At 70.7% G+C, this 26676-nt stretch carries 27 protein-coding genes; 19 read left to right on the forward strand and 8 right to left on the reverse strand.

The features are described from left to right. Positions 1-118: 118 nt before the first annotated feature. Complete coding sequence (locus MK177_00175; GenBank protein MCH2425735.1) at positions 119-883, reverse strand: LLM class F420-dependent oxidoreductase; 765 nt, start codon at positions 881-883, stop codon at positions 119-121. Positions 884-924: 41 nt separating this feature from the next. Here MK177_00175 and MK177_00180 point away from each other — a divergent pair, with 41 nt between their 5' ends. Further along, the gene (locus tag MK177_00180) at positions 925-1725 is read left to right on the forward strand and encodes an alpha/beta fold hydrolase (GenBank protein MCH2425736.1); all 801 of its coding nucleotides are present in this window, start codon (positions 925-927) and stop codon (positions 1723-1725) included. Between the two features lie 19 nt (positions 1726-1744). On the opposite strand, the gene MK177_00185 is transcribed toward MK177_00180, so the two are convergent. From MK177_00185 to MK177_00195, 3 genes are read right to left on the reverse strand one after another with little or no spacing between them, the layout of a single operon-like run. After that, on the reverse strand, positions 1745-2932 hold the full coding sequence (locus MK177_00185; GenBank protein ID MCH2425737.1) for an MFS transporter: 1188 nt from the start codon (positions 2930-2932) through the stop codon (positions 1745-1747). 50 nt (positions 2933-2982) lie between these two features. Beyond that, positions 2983-4017 carry a TauD/TfdA family dioxygenase gene (locus tag MK177_00190; protein MCH2425738.1) on the reverse strand — a complete coding sequence of 345 codons (1035 nt, stop codon included), beginning with the start codon at positions 4015-4017 and terminating at the stop codon, positions 2983-2985. Positions 4018-4027: 10 nt separating this feature from the next. Continuing rightward, the gene (locus tag MK177_00195) at positions 4028-5296 is read right to left on the reverse strand and encodes an MFS transporter (protein MCH2425739.1); all 1269 of its coding nucleotides are present in this window, start codon (positions 5294-5296) and stop codon (positions 4028-4030) included. 62 nt (positions 5297-5358) lie between these two features. On the opposite strand from MK177_00195, the gene MK177_00200 reads away from it, so the two are divergent. The 5 genes from MK177_00200 to MK177_00220 all read left to right on the forward strand — a co-directional run bounded on the left by MK177_00200 (position 5359) and on the right by MK177_00220 (position 11334). Further along, positions 5359-5934 carry a hypothetical protein gene (locus tag MK177_00200; protein ID MCH2425740.1) on the forward strand — a complete coding sequence of 192 codons (576 nt, stop codon included), beginning with the start codon at positions 5359-5361 and terminating at the stop codon, positions 5932-5934. A gap of 86 nt (positions 5935-6020) precedes the next feature. Next, positions 6021-7709 carry an SDR family NAD(P)-dependent oxidoreductase gene (locus MK177_00205; GenBank protein MCH2425741.1) on the forward strand — a complete coding sequence of 563 codons (1689 nt, stop codon included), beginning with the start codon at positions 6021-6023 and terminating at the stop codon, positions 7707-7709. Positions 7710-7735: 26 nt separating this feature from the next. Beyond that, positions 7736-8965 (forward strand): acyl-CoA dehydrogenase family protein, encoded by a 1230-nt coding sequence (locus MK177_00210; GenBank protein ID MCH2425742.1) that lies wholly within the window; start codon positions 7736-7738, stop codon positions 8963-8965. Positions 8966-8975: 10 nt separating this feature from the next. After that, positions 8976-9992 carry an alanine racemase gene (locus tag MK177_00215; GenBank protein ID MCH2425743.1) on the forward strand — a complete coding sequence of 339 codons (1017 nt, stop codon included), beginning with the start codon at positions 8976-8978 and terminating at the stop codon, positions 9990-9992. 4 nt (positions 9993-9996) lie between these two features. Beyond that, complete coding sequence (locus MK177_00220; protein ID MCH2425744.1) at positions 9997-11334, forward strand: FAD-binding protein; 1338 nt, start codon at positions 9997-9999, stop codon at positions 11332-11334. Between the two features lie 3 nt (positions 11335-11337). Here the strand turns inward: MK177_00220 and MK177_00225 are convergent, their stop codons facing one another. After that, positions 11338-12129 (reverse strand): peroxide stress protein YaaA, encoded by a 792-nt coding sequence (locus tag MK177_00225; protein ID MCH2425745.1) that lies wholly within the window; start codon positions 12127-12129, stop codon positions 11338-11340. A 23-nt stretch (positions 12130-12152) separates the two neighbouring features. Here MK177_00225 and MK177_00230 point away from each other — a divergent pair, with 23 nt between their 5' ends. Then, complete coding sequence (locus MK177_00230; protein MCH2425746.1) at positions 12153-12362, forward strand: hypothetical protein; 210 nt, start codon at positions 12153-12155, stop codon at positions 12360-12362. Here the strand turns inward: MK177_00230 and MK177_00235 are convergent. Then, a complete protein-coding gene (locus tag MK177_00235) occupies positions 12359-12943 on the reverse strand; it encodes a histidine phosphatase family protein (GenBank protein MCH2425747.1) in 585 nt (194 codons plus the stop codon). The genes MK177_00230 and MK177_00235 overlap by 4 nt on opposite strands. A gap of 97 nt (positions 12944-13040) precedes the next feature. Between MK177_00235 and MK177_00240 the strand changes: the two genes are divergently transcribed. The 6 genes from MK177_00240 to MK177_00265 all read left to right on the forward strand — a co-directional run bounded on the left by MK177_00240 (position 13041) and on the right by MK177_00265 (position 18013). After that, the gene (locus MK177_00240) at positions 13041-13277 is read left to right on the forward strand and encodes a MoaD/ThiS family protein (protein MCH2425748.1); all 237 of its coding nucleotides are present in this window, start codon (positions 13041-13043) and stop codon (positions 13275-13277) included. A 3-nt stretch (positions 13278-13280) separates the two neighbouring features. Continuing rightward, positions 13281-14492 (forward strand): glycosyltransferase, encoded by a 1212-nt coding sequence (locus MK177_00245; protein ID MCH2425749.1) that lies wholly within the window; start codon positions 13281-13283, stop codon positions 14490-14492. 2 nt (positions 14493-14494) lie between these two features. Continuing rightward, positions 14495-14998 (forward strand): YbjN domain-containing protein, encoded by a 504-nt coding sequence (locus MK177_00250; GenBank protein ID MCH2425750.1) that lies wholly within the window; start codon positions 14495-14497, stop codon positions 14996-14998. A gap of 187 nt (positions 14999-15185) precedes the next feature. Then, the gene (locus MK177_00255; GenBank protein ID MCH2425751.1) at positions 15186-16322 is read left to right on the forward strand and encodes an MFS transporter; all 1137 of its coding nucleotides are present in this window, start codon (positions 15186-15188) and stop codon (positions 16320-16322) included. Between the two features lie 9 nt (positions 16323-16331). After that, the gene (proC, locus tag MK177_00260; GenBank protein MCH2425752.1) at positions 16332-17126 is read left to right on the forward strand and encodes a pyrroline-5-carboxylate reductase; all 795 of its coding nucleotides are present in this window, start codon (positions 16332-16334) and stop codon (positions 17124-17126) included. A gap of 2 nt (positions 17127-17128) precedes the next feature. Beyond that, positions 17129-18013 carry an SAM-dependent chlorinase/fluorinase gene (locus MK177_00265; protein ID MCH2425753.1) on the forward strand — a complete coding sequence of 295 codons (885 nt, stop codon included), beginning with the start codon at positions 17129-17131 and terminating at the stop codon, positions 18011-18013. 105 nt (positions 18014-18118) lie between these two features. On the opposite strand, the gene MK177_00270 is transcribed toward MK177_00265, so the two are convergent. Next, the gene (locus MK177_00270; GenBank protein ID MCH2425754.1) at positions 18119-18805 is read right to left on the reverse strand and encodes a hypothetical protein; all 687 of its coding nucleotides are present in this window, start codon (positions 18803-18805) and stop codon (positions 18119-18121) included. Positions 18806-18930: 125 nt separating this feature from the next. Between MK177_00270 and MK177_00275 the strand changes: the two genes are divergently transcribed. The 6 genes from MK177_00275 to hemL all read left to right on the forward strand — a co-directional run bounded on the left by MK177_00275 (position 18931) and on the right by hemL (position 24980). Continuing rightward, the gene (locus MK177_00275) at positions 18931-19614 is read left to right on the forward strand and encodes a redox-sensing transcriptional repressor Rex (GenBank protein MCH2425755.1); all 684 of its coding nucleotides are present in this window, start codon (positions 18931-18933) and stop codon (positions 19612-19614) included. A 209-nt stretch (positions 19615-19823) separates the two neighbouring features. Further along, a complete protein-coding gene (gene hemA, locus MK177_00280; GenBank protein ID MCH2425756.1) occupies positions 19824-21047 on the forward strand; it encodes a glutamyl-tRNA reductase in 1224 nt (407 codons plus the stop codon). A 15-nt stretch (positions 21048-21062) separates the two neighbouring features. Beyond that, positions 21063-21956: a hydroxymethylbilane synthase gene (hemC, locus tag MK177_00285; protein MCH2425757.1), complete on the forward strand. Its 894-nt coding sequence runs from the start codon at positions 21063-21065 to the stop codon at positions 21954-21956. Then, complete coding sequence (locus MK177_00290; GenBank protein ID MCH2425758.1) at positions 21953-22696, forward strand: uroporphyrinogen-III synthase; 744 nt, start codon at positions 21953-21955, stop codon at positions 22694-22696. The genes hemC and MK177_00290 overlap by 4 nt, the downstream gene beginning before the upstream one ends. Positions 22697-22714: 18 nt before the next feature. Continuing rightward, complete coding sequence (gene hemB, locus MK177_00295; protein MCH2425759.1) at positions 22715-23698, forward strand: porphobilinogen synthase; 984 nt, start codon at positions 22715-22717, stop codon at positions 23696-23698. 7 nt (positions 23699-23705) lie between these two features. After that, positions 23706-24980: a glutamate-1-semialdehyde 2,1-aminomutase gene (gene hemL / locus MK177_00300; protein MCH2425760.1), complete on the forward strand. Its 1275-nt coding sequence runs from the start codon at positions 23706-23708 to the stop codon at positions 24978-24980. Between the two features lie 11 nt (positions 24981-24991). Here the strand turns inward: hemL and pgi are convergent, their stop codons facing one another. After that, a complete protein-coding gene (gene pgi, locus MK177_00305) occupies positions 24992-26614 on the reverse strand; it encodes a glucose-6-phosphate isomerase (GenBank protein MCH2425761.1) in 1623 nt (540 codons plus the stop codon). Positions 26615-26676 lie beyond the last annotated feature (62 nt).

Consider the following 26676-nt stretch of genomic DNA (forward strand, 5'->3'; position numbering starts at 1 on the left):
CCCGTGGTCCGGATCGCACCGGTCTCGCATTCGGTGCTGCCACCCTTCGCACCGGCGTAGTTCTGCTCGGTCATCGCTCACTCCCACTCGTCGGTTTCGCGGATAGGGGAATGGAGGCTCAGCCCAGGGCGTCGCGCTGGGCTATGAGGCTCTGCAGCGGGTCGAGGTCGAACGGATCACCCGTCCCCACCACCAGGTGGTCGACGCCCACGTCCACGTATCGATCCACATCTTCGACGTCATCCTGGGCGATGCACACCGTGCGCTCGATCTCCGACGGGTCGCGACCCACCTTGGCGCACCAGCCGTCCAGGATCGCCGACAACTCGGCAAAGTTCTCCGGCGGACCGAAGCAGTTCCACGCGTCGGCGTGTTCGGCAACGAGCCTCAGCGTGATCGTGCGACCCGAGCCACCGATGAGCAGCGGCATCGGTCCGACCGGTGGTGGGTTCAGGGCGGCCAGGCGCTTCTTCATCCTCGGCAGGTCGGCCTCCAGTCGGCGCAGCCGACCTGCCACGGTCCCGAACTCGTAGCCGTACTCCTCATAGTCCTTCTCGAACCAGCCGGCACCCACCGCCAGGTACATCCGACCTCCGCTGAGGTGGTCGAGCGTGCGAGCCATGTCGGCCAGCAGCTCCGGGTTCCGGTACGAGTTGCCGGTCACCATCGTGCCGAGCATGGCGTGCCGGGTGTCGGCAGCCATCGCGGACAGCAGCGTCCAACCCTCGAAGTGTGTGGCGTCCATGTCGCCGAACAGCGGGAAGAAGTGGTCCCATATCCAAATGGAGTCGGCGCCCATGGCGTCAGCCCGGCGCCAGGCGTCCCGGAGTGCGGCCACCGACGTGGCCTGTGGCTGGAGTTGGCAACCCACCTTGAGCGTCATGCGAGGCATCATGGCGCAGATGGGAACCGGGAGGCGAAGCAGTGGCCGATGAGATCACGAGGACCCGACGGGGCCCGCTCTCGGTGGTCGAGGCCGGTGACCCGGCCGCGCCCGCCCTGGTGCTGCTCCACGGCATTGGTTCGTCCGGCGATGCCTTCATGCCACAGGCACCTGCCTTCGCCGAGCGGTGGCGCGTGCTGGCGCCCGACGCCCCCGGCTACGGAGCGTCCGACGACCCCCCGGCCGCGCCCGGCATCGACGGGTTCGCCGATGCGGTGGCCCGCCTGCTGGACGACGCCGGGATCGACCGGGCCGTGCTGCTGGGGGTGTCCTGGGGAGGGGTCATCGCCACCCGGTTCGCCCTGCGCCACCCGGGTCGGCTGCGCGCCCTCGTGCTGGCCGACACCAGTCGGGGCTCGGGCTTCGACCCGGAACGGGCCGCCATGATGGCCGAGCGGGCCGCCCAGTACGCCGCCGACCCGGTCGGCTTCGTACGCGATCGCACGCCGCTACTCGTCGCGGACACGACGCCGGCCTCGGTCGTCACCGAGGTTGCCTCCATCATGGACAGGGCGTGTCGGATGCCGGGCTACGGCTACGCGGCGGCCTCACTCGGCGAGACCGACCACACGCCCGACCTGGGTCGGATCGACGTGCCGACGCTGGTGCTGGTCGGCCAGCACGACCGGGTCTGCCCGCCGTCCGACTCGCGGATCCTGGCCGACGGCATCCCGGAAGCCGTCTACGTCGAGGTCTCCGACGCTGGTCACCTGCCCAACCAGGAGCGTCCCGAGGCGTTCAACCTGGTCGTCGGCGACTGGTTGGCAGGGCTCCCGGACTGATCAGGCGCACCCCGACCGGTCAGTCGGGCGCGGCTGGCATCACATCATCGAACGTGTCCATGTCGCGAAGTTCTGGGAACCAGCGCCACCACAGGGCGACGACGGCCAGGGTGGCCACGCCGCCGAACACTACAGCCCCAACCAGGCCCATAAACGCGGCTGTCAGGCCCGACTCGGCGGCGCCCAACTCGTTGGATGCGCCGATGAACACGCTTTCGACTGCTAGCACCCGGCCACGCATGTCCTCGGGTGTGGCCAAGGGAACCAGGGTGGCGCGGATGAACATAGACACGGCGTCGGCGGCCGACACGAAGACGATGATGGTGAAGGCCAGAGCGAAACTCCGGGTCAGACCAAGGGCGGTGGTTCCCAGTCCGAACATCGCGACTACTGCGTAGAGGGTTCGTCCGAGATGGCGCTGTACTGGCCGGATCGACATGCAGATAGCGGTTGCACCAGCACCGATGCCTACGCCGGCGCGCAGCCAGCCAAGACCGATTGCACCGACCCCGAGGCGATCCTCCGCGATCGCAGGTAGTAGGGCAAGAGCGCCACCGAAGAGGACGGCGAACAAATCGAGGCCCATAGCTCCGAGCATCACTGGTCGATGGCGGATGAATCGGAGGCCCTCGAGAGATTCGAGTATCACCTGCCGGCTTCCGGTCGACGCCAAGCGCTTAACTCCAGAGGACGGAATGAGCCCGATAATGGCGATGGCTGCTACCAGCGCGAGGGCGGACAGGAGGTAGGGGAGTGATCCTTCGACTACGAAGGCAAATCCAAATGTTATGGGTCCGGCGATATGTCCGGCTTGGAAGCAGACCGACTTGAGTGCCACAACCCGGGGGACGACACCGGGTGGACTGAGGTCTATGGGTAGGGCCCGGCTGGCCGGCATGGCGAATGCCCGACACACCCCGAAAAACAGGACAATGGCGAAGATTGGCGTGACTGAGGTCGGGTCTGACCGGGCGTAGAGGAATAGGAGCAGTGAGGCTATTGCTTCTCCGACTAGGGCCATTCCGAGTATCTTGCGTCGGTCGTGCCGGTCGGCGAGGGGTCCGGCTAAGGGCGCCAGCACGGCCACCGGGAGAAACTCGGCAACGCCGAGCAGGCCGAGGTCCAGTGGGCGGCCTGTCAGGTCGTACACCTGCTTGCCGATGATCGTGATCTGGCCCATCACGGCGAAGTGGGTCAGAAAGTTCACACCCAGGAGGGCTTTTACCCGTAACGGGATCTCTGTGACGGAATGGTTTGTCATTGGCTGTCGAAGCGGCTGGCAAACGACGGTGTTCGTCCCCACTGAGGTGGGATGCCTGGTTCGCCGGGGTACTGCATGGTCTCAGGGACCACAGGCCGTGGTGGATCGGCCGCCAGCCACAGACGCAATAGATGGCGACGACGGTCGGGGTCGTCTGTGAAGGCCGTACGGGCGTGGAATACGGTGAAGTTGTTGGCCAGCACCGCCTCGCCGGCCCCCATCGTGAAGTCCAGGGCCAGGTCGGGCCGGTTGGCCGTGGCCTCGAGGTAGCCGATGGCCTCGCGTTCGACATCGGTGAGAGTGATCGACGGATCCTCGTCGGCAGCGATCTGGACGTACTCGGGAACGTACCGGCCGCTCACCAGCCCCTCCCGCTCGCTAAACACGGGGATGCGGTGGGGCGTGACCGGGTCGTCGTCCGGTCCGTGCTCCCCGAACCGGTGGTAGTGGAAGCCCCGGGCCAGCACCTCCAGGAGGTCGGGTCGGGACCGGCGTATTTCGTCGAACACAGTCAGGGAGCTCACAAAGCGGCTGCCTCCGCCCTCCGCCGCCGCCCGGATGCACAGGAACGACACCAGGTCGCCGGGGTCGCTGTGGGGGGCCAGTTCCGAGCGGTTCCGATAGGCCCGGGCGTGGGGGTCGACGTCGGTCACGTCGACCACATGGCCGAGGCGCTCGCCCATCACGCTCTGGGAGACGGCCCGTCCCAGCCGGAGGCCGATGCCCCAGAACATGAGGGCGACCTCCTCCACGCTGCGCCGGTCGACGGGAAAGCCCCGCAACAGGGCGACGCCCCGTCCATGCAGCACCTCGTGGCGCAGGTCGTCCACCAGGGGGGCGAGGGTGCCCAACGGCAGGTCGGCGGCGGAGGTCTCGACCGGATCGACGCCGCGGGAAGCCAGGTCGACCGCCGCCACCTCCAGGTCGGCCAGGTCGGCCGGTGGCAGGTCCACGGCGACCGGACCGGTGCCACCGAGGTCGGCGCCCCGCCACAGGTTCTCCGTCGGCACGTCGACGTCGAGCAGGCCCACGGTTCGCAACCTATGCGGCATCCGACACCGGATCCGGCGTCCGTCCGGCGGCGATGAGAAACCCGAGGGCGACCAGGCCGTAGACGAGGAAGCCGACCGCCCATGGCGTGGTGGAGGATTCGATGCGCATGCCGACGAAGGCGGCTAGCAGGGAGGCTGACGTGAGAGCCCCGAGGCCGATGACCCCGGCGGCTGTCCCGGCCACGTCGCCCAGCGGTTCGAGGGCCATTGAAATGGCAACTGGCGTGACGAGGGCGAGCAGGGTGTTGCCGACGACCATGAGGGAGAACCACGTCCAGAACTCCGGCACCCCGTCGGTGGCCAGGGTGAGGCCGACCAGCACGACGGCGAGGGCCATGGCCGAGGCGAGGACGAAAACCCCGACCGGGTGGGCACCCCACCTGCCGATGGCCGGGTTGATGGCTAGGAAGCCCGCCGCGAAGACGATGGCCGACGCCGCGAACAGGACGGCGAACTGGTCCGCCCGTCCGTAGATGACGTCGAAGACCTGCTGGGTGCTTCCAAGGAAGATCAGGAAGGCGCCATCGGCGAACAGCAGCGCCGAGGCGTAGAGGACCGTGCGGCGACAGGTGACGACGCGCCTGAAGGCGTCGATGGTCGGTCGGACCCGCAGGGGACGCCGGTTCGCTGGGTCAAGCGTCTCACCGAACCGGATTCCCCAGGCCGTGACGGCGGCGGCCAGGACGATCCCGACTGCGTACACCCACCGCCAGGAGGCGACCCTCAGGATCCCCTCGGCGGCCAGCGGCACTACCACCGGGCCGACGAGGAAGACGGCCGTGATGGTGGACATCACGCGGGCCATCCGGTCTCCCGTGTAGAGGTCCCGGAGGATGGTCAGGTTCATGAGCGACGCTGCCGAGGCGCCCAGCCCCCAGACAAGGCGGCTGGCCAGGAGGAATCCGAAGTCTGTGGCCAGCATCGACCCCGTGGCACCGAGGGCATAGATGGCCATGCCGAGGCGCAGGGTGGGTGCCCGCCCGAAGCGGTCGGACACCGGCCCGTAGACGACCTGGCCGGCGGCCATGCCCAGGAAGTAGACGGTGACGGCCAGGGTGATCCGGTTGGAGCCCGGGGGGAGGCCCAGGTCGGGTCGCATCTCGTCGAAGGCGGGCAGGGTCGCGTCGATTCCGAATGCCACCGACATGCCGATAAACGCCAGGAAGGCGACGACCTCCCACTCGGTGCGTTCCCGCCTCGCCGCCATCGGTGCAGTCTTGCCCGGCGACCCGACCCCACCCGCTTCCGGTCCGGTCACCCGGTCCCGAGTGTGGCGTATCCAGGTGCTGAGGCGGTGCCGCCATTTGGGAAGATGGGTTGGTGGAACACATGACCACCGCGCAACTGGAGGTCGGCCTGGCCGAGGTGGGGCGGTCGCCGACCGGCGAGGGCACCCTGGATCTGATCGTCCGTCGGCCCGTCTCCGAGGAGCGCGAGGTGCTGGAGACCGCCACGCTGACCGTCGAGGACGGTCTGGTGGGCGACAACTGGAACCAGCGGCCCAGCAACCGGACAGAAGACGGTGGACCACACCCCAACATGCAGCTCAACCTCATCAACAGCAGGTTTCTCGCCCTCATTGCCGGTGATCCCGAACGCATGGCGCTGGCCGGGGACCAGTTGGCCGTGGACCTCTCCCTCGGGTCCGACGACCTTCCGCCCTGGTCGCGGATCCGAATCGGTGGGGCGGTTATCCAGGTGACCGACCAGGCCCACACCGCCTGCGCCAAGTTCACGAGGCGGTTCGGCCTGGACGCACTCCACTTCCTCAAGACCGAGGTCGGCCAGGCCATGAACCTCCGGGGGATCTGTGCCCGGGTGGTGGTGCAGGGAACCATCCGCAGGGGCGACCCTGTGACCGTGGAGAGACCCGGTGGCCGTGGGGCGACCCGGTGACCGTGGGGCGACTCGCCGCCTGATAGGTGACCGGGGCCGTTGGGGTTGCCCACGTGCGGACCCCGGTGCCCTCGTAGCCTCGGCCCATGCGCACGGCCATAGTCAGCGGTTCGTGGAGGGGGATAGGCGAGGCCCTCTCGCTGGACCTGGCCCGATGGGGCTGGAGGGTCTTCGGCTTCGACCTGACTGCGGGCGACTCGCCCATGACCTCGTCGGACCTGGCCGGCTTCGGCGGATCTGTCGAGCCGATGGTCGTGGACGTCACCGACCGCATGGCCGTGGAGGTAGCGGTGGCGCGGGTGCTGGCGACCACCGGGGGAGCGCTCGACGCGGTGATTGCCAACGCCGGGATCCGGGAGGCCGGCGCCTTCGAGGAGATGCCGTCCGTCGACCTGAAGCGTCTCTTCGACGTCAACCTCGGTGGCGTAATGAACCTCACCCGGGCCGCCCTGCCGGCACTGCGCGCCACCCCCGATTCCCGGGTCGTCGTCGTTTCATCGGTCGGCGGGCTCTCGGCCCTGCCTGGCCTGGCCGCATACTGCGGATCCAAGTGGGCGGTGGAGGGATGGGCGGAGTCCCTCGCCCACGAGCTCGTCCCCCAGGGCGTGGGCGTGTCGGTAGTCGAACCGGCGTCGGTCCAGACGGGGCTGTGGGACGCCGGGACGATCCACGGCGATCCGGACGGACCGTACGCATCGGTCATACAGGCGTTGGAGGACGGTGACGCCCGAGCCTGGGCCAGGGCCCTGGATCCGCACGGGGTATCGGCCACCATGGTGTCGATCGTCGAGGGTCGCCGGGGCCTCCGCCACCCGGTAGGCCTCACCGCCCATGCCCGGTTCGTGGCCAGGGGGGTGGTCCCCGCCGGCCTGCAGCGACGGATCATTCGCCGCCTGACCCATCAGGACCCGCCGGTCCCGTCTCCCCGGAATCCGGACGGGGTGATCATGGTTACCGGCTGCTCCTCTGGCTTCGGCCTGCACACCACCGTCGAGTTGGCCCGACGGGGTCGGCGGGTGGCCGCCACGATGCGCGACCTGTCCCGCCGTGGCTCGCTGGACGCTGCGCTGGCCGAGGCTGGGGTGGCCGACCGGGTCCAGGTCCTGAGGTTGGACGTGACCGACCAGGCGTCCATCGACGAGGCGATGGAGACGGCCGACTCGTGGGTCCGCCTGGCCGGCGACGTCGGCCGACTGGTCGGGCTGGTAAACAACGCCGGCGTGCTCGCCGTCGGGCCGTTCGAGGAGACGCCTCCCGAGGCCGTGGACAGGATGCTGGACACCAACCTCCACGGCACCCTCGCCGTGACCCGGGCGGTGCTGCCCCGCCTGCGTGGACACGGTGGTCGCATCGTGTGCGTGACCAGCTCCAGTGGCCTTGGCGGGCTGCCCACCTGGGCGGCCTACGCCGCATCCAAGTGGGGGGTCGAGGGGTGGGCAGAATCGCTGGCCTTCGAGGTCGGCCCCCACGGCATCGACGTGGCCCTGGTGGAGCCGGGCGCCTTCCCGACCGGAATCTGGCGAAACGAGGCGTGGCACGGTTCGCCCGAGGGCCCATACGGCCCCATGGTCGAGGCCATGGCGGCGGCCGACCGGAGGGCCGCCGAATCTGGTGGTGATCCGGTGGCGGTGGCCAGGGTGGTGGCACGGGCCTTCGACGCGCGGTGGCCTCTCACCCGGCGGCCGGTCGGGCGGGGCGCATGGCTGCGCTGGGCCGCCCGCGGCATCGTGCCGTTCGGGGTGCAGCGCCGGGTCGTGGCCCGCATGGTCGGCTGACCGGCCGGAGCGCCAGACTCGGCCCCATGGACTTCGACCTTCCGCCGGATGACGATCCGCGGCGGCTGAAGGTGAGGGCATGGCTGGCCGCCAACCCCGATCCGACCGGTCGCCAGCTGCACGACGCCGGCTACGTGGTACCCCACTGGCCGGCCCCCTACGGTATCGACGCGGATCCGATGCACCAGGTGGTCATCGACGACGAGCTGCGCCGGGCCAGCGTGAGCCGGCCAAACAACCCGATCGGCATCGGTTGGGCGGCACCGACCATCGCCATGGCCGGCACAGAGGAGATGAAGGCCCGCTACCTCGACCCGATCTTCACCGGCGAGGAGTTCTGGTGCCAGATGTTCTCGGAGCCCGACGCCGGCTCGGACCTCGCAAACCTGGGAACCCGGGCGGTCCGCGACGGCGACGAGTACGTGGTGAACGGGTCCAAGATCTGGACCAGTGGCGGCCACAGGGCCGACTTCGGGATCCTCATCGCCCGCACCGACCCCGACGTGGCCAAGCACAAGGGCATCTCCTACTTCATCTGTCCGACCGACCTCCCGGGCCTATCGATGACCCCGATCGTGGACATGACCAGCGCCCACTCGTTCAACCAGGTGTTCTTCGATGACGTCCGCATCCCGGCACGCCTTCGGGTCGGCGACGAGGGTGACGGCTGGCGTCTCGCCCGGGTGACGCTGGCCAACGAGCGGGTCTCGTTGTCCTCGGCCGGTTCGCTGTGGGGTGCCGGGCCGTCGGCCGACGACCTGCTGGACCTGGTCAGGAGGGCCGGCGGAACCTCGGACCCCGTCCTGCGCCAGCGCCTCGCCACGCTCCACTGCGAGGCCGAGGTGCTGCGCCTGAACCGGCTGCGCACGCTGAGTTCCCAGCTTGCGGGGAGGGAGCCCGGGTCGGAGGCGAACATCCAGAAGGCCATGGCCGACGACCACGGACAGCACGTCATGGAGCTGGCCAAGGGCCTCGTCGGGTCCTCCGGGATGCTCGTGGGCTCCGGTCCACCCGGTCGCCTGGACGCGTCGAAGGTGGAGGGGACCACGGAGAACCGGCTGGTCACCGGGCAGTTCCCGGACGTTTCGTCGGTGTGGCACTACGGCTACGTCTTCTCACCGGCCCTGACCCTGGGCGGGGGCACGTTCGCCGTGCAGCGCAACATCATCGCCGAGCGGGTGCTGGGCCTGCCGCGGGAGCCCGATGCCCAGCGGGGGCGGTCGTGGTCCGAGGCCCGGTCGTCACAGAGCGTGTAGGCACCTGGTGATGAAGGCGGGCGACCTCACCACCCCGGCACTGCTGGCCGACGTCGCCGTCCTGGAAGGCAACCTGGCCACGATGTCGGCAGCTCGTCCGGGACCTGCCCTGCGGCCCCATGTGAAGGCCTTCAAGACCACCGCGTTGGCCGCCCGCCTCGTCGCGGCAGGTCACACCGGCTTCTGTTGTGCCACGATCCGGGAGGTCGAGGGCATGGCCGCCGCGGGCCTGGGAGACGACCTGCTGCTGGCCAACGAGGTCCTGGACGCCGGTCGGTTGGGGGTCTTGGTCCGGGCCGGCACGGCCAGGGTGACCGTGGCTGTCGACTCCCCGGCCACCATCGCCGCCGCGGTGGCCGGCGGCGTGCGCGAGGTCCTCGTCGACGTGGACGTGGGCATGCCCCGGTGCGGCTGCGATCCGGCCGACGCCGGACGCCTGGCCGACGAGGCCCGTGCCGCCGGCCTGCAGGTACGGGGCGTCATGGGCTATGAGGGCCACGTCCAGCACGAGGTGGATCGCCAGCGCCGGGAGCGTCGGGTGGCCAGGGCCATGGAGGACCTGGCGAGGGCCCACGCCGAGGTGGGTGGCGAGGTGGTGTCCGGCGGCGGTACGGGCTCGTGGGACTGCAACCACGTGGTTACTGAACTTCAGGCCGGATCGTTCGTGCTCATGGACGGCGACTACGCCCGCCTGGACCTGCCGTTCCGGGAGGGCCTGGTGCTGCTGACCACGGTGGTGTCGGTGAGCGCCCGGGGCCACGCGGTCCTGGACGGGGGCCTAAAGGCCCTGGCCATGGACAGCGGCGGCCCGGCACTGGTGGGCGGTGGCGACGTGCAGTTCTGCTCCGACGAGCACACGACTGTGGTCGGGGGTTCCTGGACGGTGGGGGACCGGGCGGGCCTCCGGCCCGCCCACATCGACCCGACCATCGCCAAGCACGAGGTCATGCACCTCGTCGACGACGCCGCGGCCGGTGGCGACGCCGAGGTGTTGGGGTCGTGGTCGGTCGACCTGCGGGGATGGTGACCCGGTGAGCGGCATCCACAGCGACGGATCCTGGCGAAACTGGGCCGGCAACCAGCGCAGCCGACCGGTGCGGATCGCCCGCCCCACCTCCGAGTCCGAGGTCGTCGACCTGGTCCTGGAGGCGGCCACCGATGGCCTACGGGTCCGGGTGGTGGGTGCCGGCCACTCGTTCACCGCCATAGCCCGTACCGACGACGTGCTCGTCACGCTGGACGACATGACCGGGATCGTGGCCGTCGACGACGCCACCGGCCGGGTCCGGGTGCGGGCCGGAACCCGACTCTGCGACCTGAACCCGCAACTCGACGCGGTCGGCCTGGCCATGTCCAACCTCGGCGACATCGCCTACCAGTCGGTGGCCGGCGCCATCTCGACGTCCACCCACGGCACGGGACTGGGCTTCCGGTCGATCGCCGCCGACGTGGTCGGCCTGCGGCTCGTCACGGGCGACGGGGCGGTGGCGGTGCTGGACGACGACCATGATCCCGACCTGCGCGACGTGGCCCGAGTCGGCCTGGGGGCGCTCGGCGTGGTGACCGAGGTGACCCTGCGGTGCGTGCCTTCCTTCAACCTCCACGCCGTCGAGGAGATCCTGCCCATCAGCGACGTGCTGGCGTCCTTCGACGGCTGGGCCGAAGCCACCGACCACACCGAGTTCTTCTGGATGCCGCACACCGCCAACGCCCAGGTGAAGCGCAACACCCGGACCACCGAGGCACCACCTCCGGCCCGGAACGCCCGCCACGCCATGAGGCGCCGGTGGAAGCGGTTCAAGAACAAGGAACTGCTCGAGAACGTGGCCTTCGGGGCGCTCAACCACCTGGGCCGCCTCCGACCGTCGCTCATCCCGAGGCTGAACGGCCAGGTGCTGGCCGATGCGGGTAGGGCCGAGTACCTGACCACGTCGTACGACGTGTTCGCCTCGCCCCGACGGGTCCGCTTCTACGAGATGGAGTACGCCGTGCCCCGCCGACACGGCCTGGAGGCGTTCCGGCGGGTGCAGGCGTTGATCGACAGCCTGGACCGCCCGATCAGCTTCCCGATCGAGTTCCGGGTCCTGGGCGGCGACGACATACCGCTGTCCACAGCGTCGGGCCGCGACTCCTGCTTCATCGCCGTCCACGTGTTCCGGGGGACGCCGTACGAGGACTACTTCCGGGGTGTGGAGGCGGTCATGGACGACTACGACGGTCGTCCCCACTGGGGGAAACTCCACTTCCAGACCGCCGGCACCCTGGCCGGCCGCTATCCCGCCTGGGACCGCTTCCAGGTCGCCCGGGAGCGCCTGGACCCCCGGCGCCTCTTCACCAACGACTACCTGGACCGCGTAATCGGCCCCTGAGCCCTACCGCCTGGCGACCAGGGCGACGTTGGTGGTCGATCCGTCAACCACCGTGAGCGACGGGTCGTAGGCGTAGCCCTCGGGGTGGTCGAACCCGACCAGGCCCTCGGGATCATCCAGGCCGTGCTCCACTACGTGGCGCACCAGTGCCCCCTTCAGCAACTTGTTCCAATGCGACACCGTCACGAGCGTGCGCTCACCGTTCTTCACCACGTCGTCTAGGAAGCGCACCCGGATGCGCCGTCCGGCGATCGCCGGATCCCATGCCACGGCGTGCTCGTTGGGGAGCAGGTCCCAGACGGTGCCCGACGCCGCCTCCGCCAGGGCTGCGGTCAGAGCCGGCTTCCAGAACCGGGCCGGCCTACCGAGGCCCGGAAGCGCCGCCCCCATCTTGAGCTTGTAGTCGGGGATCGGATCGGTGGGCCGCACCGCACCCCACAGCCCGGAGAGGATGACGACCTGGCGGTCCACCCCACGCCGCACATTCGCCGGGAGCGACGGGTAGTCGAGGGCGTCGTATAGCACCCCGGTGTAGCGCTGGATGGCCGGAAGGGTCGGAGCCGAGTCGACGACCAGGTTGGTCGCCGTCGCCTCCTCGGCCTTCGCCATCCCCACCCCCAGCAGTTTCGAACGGTCCTCGGATGGAGCCCCCATGGCTTCGACCAGCGCCCGGACCACCACCCGGCGTTGCTCGGCCAGGTCCGGGAACGACTGGTCTGCAACGGCCCAACAGGGCCCGTCACCACCGTCGGCCTTGCCCTCCGACGGAGGCAGGAGGATCAACGGGGTGGGCATCGGCCGACGGTACCCTCACCGCCGTGACGGACCCGAACAGCGATCCGACCATCGAGGAGCCACCATCGGCCCCGGTGGACGCCTCCGACATCGACGACGCCGAACTGGATGCACTGGAGGCCGACCTGGCGGCAATCGAGGTGGCCATGGAGCGGGTCGACGGCGGTGACCTGGATGGCTACGAGGCAGTGGCCGCGAGGCTCGACGAGGAATCGTCCGAGGCGCCGGACTAGAGCAGGTCGGGGATGGTCCCGTCCGGCACCAGGTCCACCCGGGGCCCGGCGATCAGGTCGGGACCGGACACCTCGAACCAGCGGGCGCCGAGGTTGGGGATACGCCGCCACGGCTCCCCGCAGGCGTCCTCCAGCGCGTACACCACGCCGCCGTGCGATATGACGAGCACATCACCGTCACCCATCCGCCCGGCGATCCGGTTCAGCCCCGAGCGGACCCGGGCCAGCATGGCGTCGTCGGGTTCGTAGCCGGGTGGTCGGCGACCGTTCTCCAGGTAGCCCGGCCACTGCTCCTGGATCTGCACGCGGGTCAGCCCCTGCCATTCCCCTGCGTCGCGTTCCATGAGGTCAGGATCGGTGGGCACGGGTCCGATGCCCAGGCGCTCGGCGATGATGGTCGCCGTCTCGACGGCTCGGAGCAGTGGGGAGGCCACCACGGCGTCGAAGGATCCGAGCGCGCCCGTCGCCGCTGTGGATTGGCGACGGCCCTCGTCGGTAAGCGGTGGATCGGCCCGGCCCTGCCAGCGACCCGTGGCGTTCCACTCCGACTGGCCGTGGCGGACGACGAGCAGGCGGGTCATGGGCGCCGACCGTAGCGGTGCGGCGTGACCGACGACCCCTTCCCCGACCCGGCGCCCGACCTTCGGACTCGGCGGACCTCCTACCTACACTGACCCGATGGTCCTGCTGCGCCTGTTCGCCTCGGTCCGGGTCGCCGCCGGAACCGGAAGCGTCACCGTGCCCGGTGAGACGGTGGGCGACGTGCTCGTGGCGGCCGATGAGAAGTTCGGCGACGGGTTCGCCGCGGTGGCCGCAACCTGCCGGGTCTGGTTGAACGGCGAGTCCACCTCGGCCACCGATGCCGTGACCGACGACGACGAGGTGGCCCTGTTGCCGCCGGTCTCGGGGGGCTGAACCGTGCGTCGCCTCGCGGTCCTCTCCCTGCACACCTCCCCGCTGGTCCAGCCCGGCTCCGGCGACGGCGGCGGCATGAACGTGTACGTCCGCGAGCTGGCCTCCGCCCTGTCCCAGGCCGGTGGTCGGTCCACCGTCTTCACCCGCCGGGTGGACCCGGACACGGCGACGGTCGTGGACGTGGAGCCCGGCTTCCGGGTGGTGCACATCGATGCCGGTGCCCACGACCTCTCCAAGGAGGACCTGCCCGCCGTTGTGGACGATTTCGCCGACGGCGTGGCCGCCTACCTGGACGCCCATCCCGGCCATGACGGGATCCTCGCCAACTACTGGCTGAGCGGGGTGGCGGGGCACCGCCTGAAGCACGAGCTGGGCCTTCCGCTCGCCACGACCTTCCACACCCTGGCCCGCGTCAAGGCCGAGACCGGCGATTCGGAGCCCCTTAGGCGGATAAGGGCCGAGTCCGAGGTGGTGGGCTGTTCCGACGTCATGTTGGCCAACAGCGCCGAGGAGGTCCGGCAGCTCGTCGAGTTGTACGGCGCCGAACCGTCCCGGATCGAGGTCGTCCCACCGGGGGTCGACCACGCCTTCTTCACCCCGGGTTCTCAGGCCGTCGCCCGTCGTGCCACCGGGCTGGGCGATGGACCGGTCCTGTTGTTCGCAGGTCGGATCCAGCCCCTCAAGGGGGTCGACGTCGCCGTCAGGACGCTGGCCGACCTGGGCCGATCCGACGCTCGCCTCGTGGTGGTCGGTGGCGCCAGCGGGTCCAACGGCAATGCCGAGGAGCGGCGCCTCCGCGAGGTCGCCGAGTCCCACGGCGTGGCCGACCGAGTCCGGTTCGTCCCCCCGCAACCCCACCACTGCCTCGCCTACTGGTACCAGGCATCCGACGTGGTGGTCATGCCCAGCCGGTCCGAGTCGTTCGGGCTGGTGGCACTGGAGGCGGCGGCGTGTGGAATCCCCGTGGTCGCGGCCGCAGTGGGTGGCCTCCGGACGCTGGTCGAGCACGGGCGGACCGGCTACCTGGTGGACGGGCGCGACCCGTCGATATACGCCGCCCACGTGGCCGAGATCCTGGACGACCCGATCGCCGCCTCGCACATGTCGACGGCGGCCACCGAACGGTCGTGGTCGTACACCTGGTCGGCCACAGCGGCGCGGCTCCGACGGATCTGCGACGACCTCTCATCCCGAGTGCTCGTGGACTGCGCCTGACGTTGTCCGTCGACCCACCGCCGCTCGGCCCCGACGAGCTGGATGCCCTCGGGGCGGTCGTCGACGCCTGGTTCGCCAGGACGTTGGAGGAGAATCCGATCCTGGAGGCGGTCGAACGGGATCCGGATGCCGGACCGATGGAGCGACGGTGGTTCGCCCGCGTCGTGGGCGAGGAGAAGGACACTTCCACCATCCGGTTCACCCTCCGGCAGCGGATGCTCCACCACGAGACCTATGTCATGCCCTCCCCGGAGGAGAATCACGGGGCCTTCCACCAGCACCTCCTGAAGCGCAACTCGAGCCTGGTCGGGGCGGCGTTCTGCGTCGGCGAGGAGGACGCCGTGCTGCTCGTCGGGGCCGTGCCGGCCTCCACGGTGGACGCCGCCGAGCTGGACCGGCTCCTGGGCACCGTGTGGACGGCCGTCGAACGGTGCTTCCGGTCGGCGCTCCGCATCGGCTTCGCCAGCAGGGTTGGCGGCCTTCCCCGCGCCCACGGGGGTTCCTAGTGGACTTTCATTACCTTTGGCTATATCGTGCTCCGCGGGTCCGGCGGCCGGATCGTCGGGGTTCGATCGGGGAAGTGATTTCTCCGACGACATGGCCGCCGGACCTGTCGCGTCCGGTCCCGCCCCCCCGTTGACCCCCATCCGGACTGGGCCGCCGTCTCGGCTGCTGGTCTTCTCCGTCACGGCGATGGCGCTGCTCAACAACTCGGTTCTGATGAGCTCCACGCCGGAGATCCTCGAGTCGTTCGGCGAACCGGTCGAACGTGCCGGGATGCTGATCGCCGCCGGCACGGTCACCGGGATCGTGGCGGCCCCGGCCATCGGGTTCCTGGCCGACCGGTACGGACGCAAGCGCGTCCTCGTTCCCTGCCTGCTGGTGTTCGGGGCCGTCGGCACCCTCGGCGGCTTCAGCCCGTCGTTGGAGTGGCTGCTCGCCATCCGGGTGGTCCAGGGGCTCGGGTCGGCTGGCCTCATCAACCTCGTGGTGGTCCTGATCACCGACAACTGGTCCGGTATGGAGCGGGCCCGCCTCCTGGGTCAGAACTCGGCCGTCATCACCGCCTTCCTGGCCGTCTTCCCATTCCTGGGCGGCGCCACCACTGACCTGTTCGGATGGCGCTGGAACTTCGCCTACTACGGGATGGCCGTGGTGGCGGGAGCCGTGGTGGCCCGGTCCCTCCACGACCCGTGGGAGGCCCGACCGGATCCGGTAATGCGCCGTCTGCGCGAGGCCCTCGCAGAAGTTTCGATTCCCGCCAACGCAATGGTCATCGGGCTCGGGTCGCTGACGTTCTTCGTCATGTTCGGCGTGTTCCTCACCCTCATCCCTATCCACCTCCACGAGGTCTTCGGCCTCGGGCCGACCCAGCGGGGGCTGGTGGCCGCGGTTCCAGCCGTGACCTCGACGGCCACCGCGCTGGTGGTCACCTGGTTCCGGGTGCGGATGTCCGCCGGGGTCATGGTGGCGGTCGGCCTCGGCGTGTTCGGCGCCACGTTTGTGGCCATGGGCATCGGCTCCCTCTGGCTCCTGGTGGCCGCCGCGGCGGTCTATGGGTTGGCCGAGGGGATCACCATCCCGACCCTCCAGGACCTTGTCGCCGAACGGGCGCCCGAGCACCTCCGGGGGGTCATCCTGGCGCTGTGGGTCAGCGCCCTCCGGATGGGCCAGACCGCCGGCCCGCTGGCCGTCGGGTTGGCCATCGGCCTCTGGTCCACCGGGGCGGTCCTGGTCGGCGCAGGGGTGCTGGTGGCCGGTGTCGCAGTGGCCGTCGGCACCTCACGGGTGTTGCCGGAGGCCCGGCCGTCGGCCGACACCAGCCTGTAGGTTCAGCCCGTGGCCACGAGACTCCAGGTGATCGGCGGCGGGAAGATGGGCGAGGCGCTGCTCAGCGGCCTGGTGGCCGACGGTTGGGCGGCTGCCGGTGAACTCCACGTGGTCGAACCCGACGCCGGCCGCCGCAGCGTGCTGGCCGGGTCTCTACCCGGTGTCTCGTGCGATGACACCGCCCTCGCCGGCGTCGACACCCTCGTCGCCGTCAAGCCCCACGTGGTCGCCGACGTGTGCGCCGGTCTGGCCGTCCTCGGAGTGCCCCGGGTCGTATCCATCGCCGCCGGCGTCAGGACTGGTGCCATCGAGGCGGTCATCGGCGAGGGCGTCCCAGTGGTCCGGGTCATGCCCAACACCCCGTCACTGGTCGGGGAGGGTGCCGCAGCCGTGGCCGGCGGACGGGCCGCCAGCGACGAGGACATCGAGTGGGCTGTCGGGATCCTCTCGGCGGTCGGCGAGGTGGTCGTGGTCCCCGAAGCCCTCCTCGATGCGGTCACCGGGCTCTCGGGTTCCGGCCCCGCCTACGTGTTCCTCCTGGCCGAGGCCCTGATGGATGCCGGCGAGGCCGAGGGGCTGCCCAGGGAGGTGGCGGTTGCCCTCACCGAACAGACCCTGCTGGGAGCGGCCACCCTGCTGAGTCGTTCCGACGACCCGGCGGCGACCCTGCGGGAGAACGTCACGTCGGCGGGCGGTACCACGGCGGCCGGCCTGGCGGTGTTCGAGGCCGGTGGCTTCCGCCAACTGGTGAGCGATGTGGTCGCCGCGGCAACCGAACGCTCACGCCAGCTGGGCGCCGGCTGATCGTGGGCCGGCGCTACGACACGATTTCGTTCCTGTCGGACTACGGCGCCGACGACGAGTTCGTCGGTGTCGTCCACTCCGTGGTCCGGGGCATCGCTCCCCATGTCCACGTGGTCGACATTACCCACGGGATCGGTGCCCACGACGTCCGTGCGGGTGGCCTGGCCCTGGCGCGCAGCGCCCAGTACCTGTGCCCCGGTGTGGTGCTGGCCGTGGTCGACCCGGGCGTCGGTACCGACCGCCGGGCGGTGGCCGTGGAGGTCGGTGGTGGTGAGTCGGTCCTGGTCGGGCCCGACAACGGCCTGCTGGCTCCGGCGGTGGCCATGGTGGGCGGGGCCGACAGGGCGGTGTCGTTGACCGATCCGGCATGGCACCTCCCAGCGCCGGGGTCCACCTTCGACGGACGCGACGTCTTCGCTCCGGTCGCCGCCCACCTGGCCACCGGGGTGGACCTGGGCGAGATGGGCGATCCGATCCAGCCGGCGGGCCTGCTCCCCGGCGTACTGCCGGTGGCCGCGGTCGAGTCCGACGGCCTGCACGCCGAGGTGCTGTGGGTGGACCGCTTCGGCAACCTGCAGCTGAACGTGGACCCCGGGGAACTCGACGCCCTGGAAGCCGGCGACCGGTACAGGGTACGGGTCGCCGACCGGGTTCTTCCTGCCCAGCGGGTGTCGGCCTACGACGACGTGCCCACCGGTGGCCTTGGCGTGCTTGTCGACTCCTGGGGCATGGTCTCCCTCGTGGTGGCACGGGCGTCCGCGGCCGCCGACCTGGGGATCGGTGCCGGCGGTGCCGTGGTTCTCGGGCCGGCTGGCGACGATCCCGGCGTGACCACGAGGGTCGCGCTGGGTGGGCGATCTGCCTCGGACGATCCGGAAGGAACCTGATGCGCCTCGGCACCACCATCGTCACGGCGATCCTGCTGGCGGCCATCCTGGGTGCCGCCGTGGTCCAGTTCGTCCTGCTCGTCGACTGAACGGCTAAGGCCAGCCTCAACCTGTCGACTGGCTGCCGGTGGCCACCATGGCCCCGGCGAAGATCAGCGAGATCCCGACCAGCAGCGAGACGGCGAACCCGGTCATCTCGTCGAGGACGGAGTTGAGCAGCCCGCCCCAGCTCAGCACGAGGGCGCCGGCCACGATCAGGCCGTTGCCTAATGCTCCCCGTCGGGCCGTTCCCGTGCCGATCCGCAGTAGGCGGACCATCGACCAGGTCGATCCGATGATCACGACCAGCGCCCCGGTCGACGAGGCGACCGCTGCGGCGACCCGCGGGCCGGGGCCGAAGACGTCGCTGCCGCGGGGGAGGACGTCGGCGACGAACGTGCCTTCGATCGGTGAGGCCACCACCACCCCGGCGGCGAAGGCGCCGACCACGACGGTGGCCCAGGCGATCCGGTCCGCCCTGGGTCGAGCGACCAGCAGGTACACGGTTCCCAGCGCCAGGATCGGCACGTTCAGTACGGCCCCGAAGGCGTAGAAGAACCGGAATGGCCTCGCCGACCAACCGGCCGACGCCCCCCACCAGAGCGAGGCGGCACCCGCGGCGAAGAGTCCGAGCGATGCGGACCAGGCAAGGTCCTGGGGGCGTCGCCGGTCCAACCAGCGTTCGAAGACCGTGGCGGCGAAGGCCACCGACACGAGGGTGGCCGCCGCGGCCATGGCGATCTGGTGCGTCACGGAAGGCACGGTATTGGCCTATCGGCGACCATCGACAGCCCGAGGGTCGGCCCTACTGCAGCCCCGCGCCTGCGGGCGCGGGAACCTGGCATGTGAAACGGTGCACAAGCGTCTAGTTTGGGGGCGTGACGAACGCCGCTGGGTCGAGGCAGAACGAGCCGATTCCGGACGCCACCGTCGCACGCCTCCCCGTCTACCTGCGGGGCCTGGTCGAGTTGTCCGACGACGACGTGGCCACCGTGTCTTCCGTCGGCCTCGCCGCCCGGGCCGGCGTGAACGCCGCCAACGTACGAAAGGACATGTCCTACCTGCACGCCCATGGCACGCGGGGCGTGGGCTACGACGTCGACCACCTCATCGGTGAGATCAGCGTGGCGCTGGGCGGCGGCGTCCCCAGCCCGGTGGTCATCGTCGGCGTCGGCAACCTGGGGCGGGCCCTCAGCCGGTATGACGGCTTCGTGGCCGGGGGCTTCCCCGTGGCCGGCCTGGTCGACGCCGACCCCACGGTCGTGGGTAGGCGGATCGCCGGCAAGGTCGTCCGGTCCGTCCACGAACTGGCCGGACTGGTGGACGAGACCGGGTGCACAATCGGCATAGTGGCCACCCCGGCGGCTGCCGCCCAGGGGGCCGTCGACCGACTGGTGGCCTCCGGAGTCAGCTCGATCCTGAACTTCGCCCCGACGGTGGTGACCGTGCCCGACCGGGTCGACCTCCGCCAGGTGGACCTGGCAACCGAGCTCCAGATACTCGGGTACCACCAGCACCACCGGGCCACGGTCGGCCTCGGCTCCGACAGGGCCACGGGCTAGGTGCCGGACGTGGAATGCCGGGTCCTGTCATGTCGGCGCAACGGGTTGGAAAGGACACCCGGCATAGGGAATGCTGGAGCCCGGGAACGGGGCACTGTCGCTCCGCCCAGTCGCCCCACAAACGGCGGTCCGGCCCCCGGGCCGGGTAGTCGGAGAAGAAGGAGTGTCGGCCTTTGTCGGTCGTCGTCGTAGGCCTGAACCATCGCACCGTGCCGCTCGACCTGCTTGAGCGCATGACGGTGCCGTCGTCGCTCCTGCCCAAGGCGCTTGCTGACCTCACGTCGCGCGAGCACGTCACCGAGGCCGTCGTGCTGTCGACCTGTAACCGGATCGAGGTCTACGCCTTCGCCGAGAAGTTCCACGGTGCCTATCAGGACATCCGCAACTTCTTCGCCGAGGTGTCCCATGTGGCGCCCGAGGAGTTCTCCGACCACCTGACCAGCCTCTACGACGGCGACGCGGCCCGTCACCTCTTCTCCGTGGCCTCGGGCCTGGACTCGGCCGTACTGGGTGAGCACGAGATCCTCGGCCAGGTCCGAACCGCCTGGGAGGTGTCGTCCGCGGAGGGCGCGGTCGGCCCCGTCCTGAACCCGCTGTTCCGCCACGCCCTCGAGGTCGGCAAGCGGGTCCGGACCGAGACGGCCATCTCCCGCAACATCACCTCGGTCTCGCAGGCCGCCGTGGCCATGGCCACCGATCGCCTGGGTGGCCTGGAGGGTCGACAGGTCCTGGTCGTCGGTGCCGGTGAGATGGGCGAGGGCCTGGCCCGCGCCCTCCACAGCGGCGGCGTGGCGGGCATCCGGGTGGCCAACCGCACCTGGGACCGAGCCGTTGAGGTGGCAGAGCGCCTGGGCGGCGTCCCGGTGCGCCTGGACGACTTGCCCCACCACCTGGCGGAGGTCGACGTGCTGCTCACCTCCACCGGTGCCTCGGCAGTGATCCTCGAGCACGGCGACCTGGCCTCCGTGGTCGGCGAGCGCCATGGCCGTGAGCTGCTGGTCGTCGACATAGCGGTGCCCAGGGACGTCGACCCGGCGGCCGGTGAGATCGAGGGCGTGACCCTCCTCGACATGGACGATCTGCGGGAATTTGCCGAGGTGGGCATCCGGGAGCGCCAGCGCGAGGTGACGGCGGTCCAGGCCATCGTGGACGCCGAGCTGGATCGCTACGTCAACGAGTCCACGGCCCGATCGGTGGCTCCGCTGGTGGCCAGCCTCCGTTCACGCGGCGACTTCGTCCGGTCGGGCGAGTTGGAGCGACTCGCAGCCCGACTCGGAGACCTCGACGACCGCCAACGTGAGGCCGTCGAGGCCCTCGCCGCAGGCATCGTGGGCAAGCTCCTGCACGAGCCGACGGTGCGCATGAAGGGCGCCGCCGGCACCGTTCGCGGCGAGCGCCTGGCTGAGGCCCTGCGCGACCTCTTCGACCTCTAGGCCCGGGCGACGGCCGTGCGGATCCGGGCCGCCACCCGCGGAAGCGCCCTGGCCCGCTGGCAGACCGACCACCTGGCCCGGCTCCTCGCCTCCGTGCGCCCCGACGTGACCGTCGAGGTGGTGGTGGTCGAGACCACCGGTGACCTGGACCGGACCACGCCGCTCGAGCAGATGGGCGGCCAGGGCGTCTTCGTGAAGGAGGTCCAGGCCGCGGTGCTCGACGGACGTGCCGACATCTCGGTCCACTCCGCCAAGGACCTCCCGGCCCTCACCCCGGAGGGCCTCGTGCTGGCGGCGGTACCAGAGCGGGCCGATCCCCGTGACGCACTGGTGGGATGTCGATGGGCCGACCTGGCCAATGGGGCCACTGTCGCCACCGGTTCGATACGGCGCAGGGCACACCTGGCACACCTTCGGCCGGACCTCGTGTTCAGCGGGCTGCGGGGCAACATAGGGACCCGTCTGGAGAAGGCAGCCGGGTTCGACGCCATCGTCATGGCCGCCGCCGCCCTGGACCGCCTGGGCATCGAACCCGACGTCGTGGACCGCCTGGATCCGGCGATCCTGCTACCCCAGGTGGCCCAGGGCGCCCTTGCCGTCGAGTGCCGGACCCACGACGAAGAGGTCCGTGACCTGTTGGCGGCCGTCGAGGATGCTGCGGCCCGTCGAACCGTCGACGCCGAGCGGGCATTTCTCGCCGAGCTGGGGGCGGGCTGCGACCTCCCGATCGCCGCCCACGCGGTGCTGGACGGCGACGAGGTGCTCCTGGCCGGCGCCATCTCGTCACCCGACGGCGCCGTGCTCCTGCGCGGCGAGCAGCGCTCCGCCGACGGGCCGGACCTGGGCCGGGCGCTGGCCCGCCACCTCCTCGACGAGCGTGGCGGGTCGGCACTCCTGGAGTCGGCGTGAGTCCGCTGGTCGGTCGGACGGTGGTCGTCACCCGGGCCACTGACCAGGTCGGCACCCTCGCCGGTGCCCTGGCCGAGCTGGGAGCCGAGGTGGTCGAGCTCCCGGTGATCGCAATCGTCGAGCCGTCCGATGGAGGCGCCGCTCTGGCCGGCGCCCTGGCCTCGGCCGACCGGTACGACTGGATCGTCGTCACCTCGCCAAACGGCTCCCGGCGTGTCGTCGACCTGCTGGCGGGTCCCACCACAGCCCGCCTCGCCGCGGTGGGACCGAAGACGGCAGCGCCCTTGGCCGCGTCCGGCCGGCTGGTGGACCTGGTGCCGGGCCGTGCCGTGGCCGAGGGCCTGCTCGAGGAGTTCCCGTCTCCCCCGGAATCCGGCGGCCGGGTCCTGCTCGCCCGCGCAGAGGTGGCCCGCGACGTGCTGCCCGAAGGCCTCTCGGCCGCCGGTTGGGAGGTCGAGGTGGTCGCGGCCTACCGCAACGTGGTGCCGGTCGTGGACCCGGCCGTGCTCGTTCGGGCCCGGTCCGCCCACCTGGTGACCTTCACCGCAGAATCGACGGTCAGGCGCTACCACGAGCTGGCCGGGGCCAACCTGCCCCTGGCCGCCGCCTGCATAGGGCCGATCAGCGCTGCAGCGGCCCGGGAATTAGGCTTCGCCGTCGTGGAGGCCGCCCCCCACTCGGTCGCAGGCCTCCTGGACGCCGTGGTCGCCTGGGCAGCGGCATCGCCGCCCACGACCTGACCTCCGTAGGCTCGTGCGGTGAGCTTTCCCGCCTCGCGACCCCGTCGCCTGCGCCGCACCGCCGCCCTGCGCCGCCTGGTGGCCGAGACCCGCCTCTCGGTCGACGACCTGGTGGCGCCCCTCTTCGTGCGGGAGGGCATTGACGAGCCACAGCCTGTGGCCTCCCTTCCGGGCGTCGTGCAGCACACCCGGTCCAGCCTGCGTGCCGAGGTGTCCGCCCTGCGGGACCTAGGCGTCCCGGCCGTGATCCTCTTCGGTATCCCCGAGGAGAAGGACGCCGTCGGCTCCGAGGCCTGGAACCCCGACGGCGTGGTCCAGGTGGCTCTGCGGGACCTCCGCGACGAGGTGGGCGACGACGTGGTCCTCATGGCCGACCTGTGTGTCGACGAGTACACGGACCACGGCCACTGTGGCGTGCTGGACGGCCACGGTTCGGTCGACAACGACGCCACCCTCGAGCTCTACGGGAGGGTCGCCGTCGCCCAGGCTGCAGCCGGGGCCGACGTGACAGCCCCCTCCGGGATGATGGACGGCCAGGTGGCCGCCATCCGGGCCGCCCTGGACGATGCCGGACACCCCGACACGGTGATCCTGGCGTACGCCGCCAAGTACGCCTCGGCCCTCTACGGCCCGTTCCGCGATGCGGTGGACGTCCAGATCGTGGGCGGTGGCGATCGCAGGGGCTACCAGCAGGATCCGCCCAACGCCCGGGAGGCGATCGTCGAGATCATGGCCGACCTCGACGAGGGTGCCGACATGGTGATGGTCAAGCCGGCGTTGGCCTATCTGGACGTCATCGCCGAGGCCCGAGCGGCCGTCGACGTACCTCTCGCCGCCTACCACGTGAGCGGCGAGTACGCGATGGTCGAGGCGGCGGCGGCCAACGGCTGGCTGGACGGCGACGCCGTGGGAATGGAGCACCTGCTCTCCATCCGACGGGCCGGTGCCGACTTCATCCTCACCTACCTGGCCCGGCGTGCCGCCGAGCTCCTGCAGGGTTGAACCTCCGGTGACCGAAGCCAACCGGACGCTTTTCGAACGGGCGCAGCGGGTCATCCCCGGCGGGGTCAACTCGCCGGTCCGGGCCTTCGGGTCGGTGGGCGGCACGCCCTACTTCGTCTCACGGTCGGACGGTCCCTACGTGTGGGACGCCGACGGCCGCCGCTACATCGACTACGTGCAGTCCTACGGGCCCGGGATACTCGGCCACGCCCATCCGGCGGTCCTGGAGGCCATCTCGGTGGCCGCCTCCAGGGGCACCAGCTACGGTGCCCCGACCGAGGCCGAGGTGGTGATGGCCGAGATGGTCGTGGACCGCGTCGCCGGCCTCGAATCCGTCCGGTTCGTGTCGTCGGGTACGGAGGCCACCATGTCGGCCGTGCGCCTGGCGCGGGGCGCCACCGGTCGCCCGGGGATCGTGAAGTTCGCCGGCTGCTACCACGGGCACGGCGACGCTCTGCTGGCCGCGGGCGGCAGCGGGGTGGCCAACCAGGGCCTGACCGGGTGCGACGGCGTCACAGTCGGCGCCGTCGCCGACACCATCGTCGCCCCGTACAACGTGGTACCCGAACTGGACGACACCATCGCCGCTGTGATCGTGGAACCGGTGGCTGCAAACATGGGCCTCGTCGCGCCGGCGTCCGGCTTCCTCGAGGGCCTCCGGGCGGCCTGCGACGCCTCCGGGGCGCTGCTCGTCTTCGACGAGGTCATCACCGGGTTCCGCCTTGCCCGCGGAGGGGCGACAGGGTGGTTCGGGGTGACCCCCGACCTGTGGTGCTTCGGCAAGGTCATCGGCGGCGGCCTGCCGGTCGGCGCCTTCGGCGGCCGCTGGGACGTCATGGAGTGCCTGGCCCCGCTGGGCGGCGTGTACCAGGGCGGCACCCTGTCGGGCAACCCTCTGGCCATGGCCGCCGGTCGTGCCACGCTCGAGTTGCTCGACGACGGTGCCTTCGACCGGCTGACCGCCAAGTCGGCGCGCCTGGCCGACGGGCTGGCGTTCGCCTTCAGCGGAGCCGGCCTCGACGCCGTGCTGCCCCGGGTGGGTTCGCTGCTGGGCTGCTTCTTCGGCGACGTTGCTCCAACCGACTTCGACGAGGCGAAGGCGCTGGCTGACAACGGCATCTACCCGAAGGTCTTCCACGCCCTCCTGGAGCGGGGGGTGGCGCTGGCCCCCGGCGCCTACGAGGCCCTGTTCCCGAGCCTCGCCCACACCGAAGCGGTCATCGACGAGACGATTTCCATCGCTGCGGAGGCTGCCGTCATGGTGGCTGCCGAGCTGGCCTGAGGCCCGACTGGTCAGGACCCGCGTAGGGCGCGGTAGCGACGGAGCAGTTCGGCCGTCGAGCTGTCATGGGCCCCGTCACCTGCCAGGTCACCGGCGATGCGGGCGGCCAGTTCCTTGCCCAACTCCACCCCCCACTGGTCGAACGGGTCTATGCCCCAGACGGCACCCGCGGCGATCGTCCGGTGCTCGTAGGTGGCCAGCAACTGGCCCACCGCCGACGGGGTGAGCTCGGGTACCAGGATGGTCGTCGATGGCCGGTCACCGGGAAAGGTGCGATGCGGGACCAGGGCCGGTGGAACGCCGGCGGACGCCGCCTCATGGCTCGTCCTTCCGAATGCCAGGGCCTCGGCCTGGGCGGCCAGGTTGGCCAGCAACAGGTCCTGGTGGGCGCCACGCGGGTCCTCGACGGGTCGGGCCACGCCGATCAGGTCGCACGGCACCACGTCGGTGCCCTGGTGCAGCCACTGGAAGAAGGCGTGCTGTCCGTCGGTGCCGGGTGCCCCCCAGACCACCGGTCCGCTGGGAGCGTCCAGAGCGTGGCCGTCGTCGGTGACCCTCTTGCCGAGGCTCTCCATCGAGAGCTGCTGCAGGTAGGGGGGCAGCAGTCGGAGCCGGTGGGCGTAGGGCACCACGGCCATCGACGTGCGTCCCAGGAACGACCGGTTCCAGACGTCGATGAGCCCGAGCAGCACCGGTCCGTTCCTCAGCGTCTTGGAGTTGGCTACGTGTTCGTCGACGAGCCGCATGCCTGCCAGGAGCTCGGCGAACGCCGACGACCCGATGGCCACCATGACCGCCAGCCCGACCGCCGACGGAAGCGAGAACCGGCCGCCCACCCACTCGGGCAGGGCGAAGGTCATCTCCGCGGCCACGCCGAGGGCCGCAGCCCGGGCCGGGTACGCGGTGACGGCCACCAGGTGGCCTGCCGCCAGGTCGTTGCCGAGCCCGTCGGCCAGCCAGGCGCGGGCGCTCTCGGCCGCCGTGAGGGTCTCGACCGTGGTGAACGACTTGGAGCACACCACCACCAGCGTGTGGGCCGGCTTCAACCCGGCGAGTGCGGCGGCCAGGTCGGCACCGTCCAGGTTCGAGGAGAAGCGCACCGTGAGGTCGGGATGCACCAGGTGGGCCAGGGCGTCGGCTGCCAGCGCCGGTCCCAGGTGGCTGCCACCTATGCCCAGGCTGACCACCGCGGTTATCGGGTGTCCCGTGGCTCCCCGCATGCTGCCGTCCCGGATCGAGGTCGCCAGGTCGGACATCCGGTCCAGGGTGGCGTGCACCCCGGGTACCACGTCGACGCCATCCACCTGGATCACCTCGTGGCGGGGTGCACGCAAGGCGGTGTGGAGCGCCGGGAGCCCCTCGGTTGCGTTGACCGGTTGGCCGTCCAGCATGCGCGCCAGCATGGTGGCCACCGACCGGTCCTCGGCCAGCGCCGCCAGCAGGGCGAGGGTCTCGTCGGTCACCTGCTGGCGGGACGGGTCGATCCAGAGGTCTCCCACCTCGACTCCCAGCCGGGTGGCCCGGTCGGGATTGTCGGCGAACAGGTTCCTGAGCGACGGGATGCCACCGTCGCGGTGGCTGGCCAGGGCCGCCCAGGCGGCGGTTTCGGTCGTCGAGCCGGTCACGTCGGCCATTCTCCCCCGGTAGATCGCCGTCCGTGGGTCATCCGACCCGACGTCCGGCCCGGATGAGCAGT

It is taken from the genome of Acidimicrobiales bacterium, from assembly GCA_022452145.1.
Classification (GTDB): Bacteria; Actinomycetota; Acidimicrobiia; order Acidimicrobiales; family MedAcidi-G1; genus UBA9410.

What these genes read in the sequence shown, in the direction of transcription:
- MK177_00175 (MCH2425735.1), bottom strand. Translation starts at nt 883, where the DNA reads ATGACGCTCAAGGTGGGTTGCCAACTCCAGCCACAGGCCACGTCGGTG.
- MK177_00205 (MCH2425741.1), top strand. Translation starts at nt 6,021, where the DNA reads ATGCGCACGGCCATAGTCAGCGGTTCGTGGAGGGGGATAGGCGAGGCC.
- MK177_00210 (MCH2425742.1), top strand. Translation starts at nt 7,736, where the DNA reads ATGGACTTCGACCTTCCGCCGGATGACGATCCGCGGCGGCTGAAGGTG.
- MK177_00215 (MCH2425743.1), top strand. Translation starts at nt 8,976, where the DNA reads ATGAAGGCGGGCGACCTCACCACCCCGGCACTGCTGGCCGACGTCGCC.
- MK177_00225 (MCH2425745.1), bottom strand. Translation starts at nt 12,129, where the DNA reads ATGCCCACCCCGTTGATCCTCCTGCCTCCGTCGGAGGGCAAGGCCGAC.
- MK177_00235 (MCH2425747.1), bottom strand. Translation starts at nt 12,943, where the DNA reads ATGACCCGCCTGCTCGTCGTCCGCCACGGCCAGTCGGAGTGGAACGCC.
- MK177_00240 (MCH2425748.1), top strand. Translation starts at nt 13,041, where the DNA reads ATGGTCCTGCTGCGCCTGTTCGCCTCGGTCCGGGTCGCCGCCGGAACC.
- MK177_00255 (MCH2425751.1), top strand. Translation starts at nt 15,186, where the DNA reads ATGGCGCTGCTCAACAACTCGGTTCTGATGAGCTCCACGCCGGAGATC.
- pgi (MCH2425761.1), bottom strand. Translation starts at nt 26,614, where the DNA reads ATGGCCGACGTGACCGGCTCGACGACCGAAACCGCCGCCTGGGCGGCC.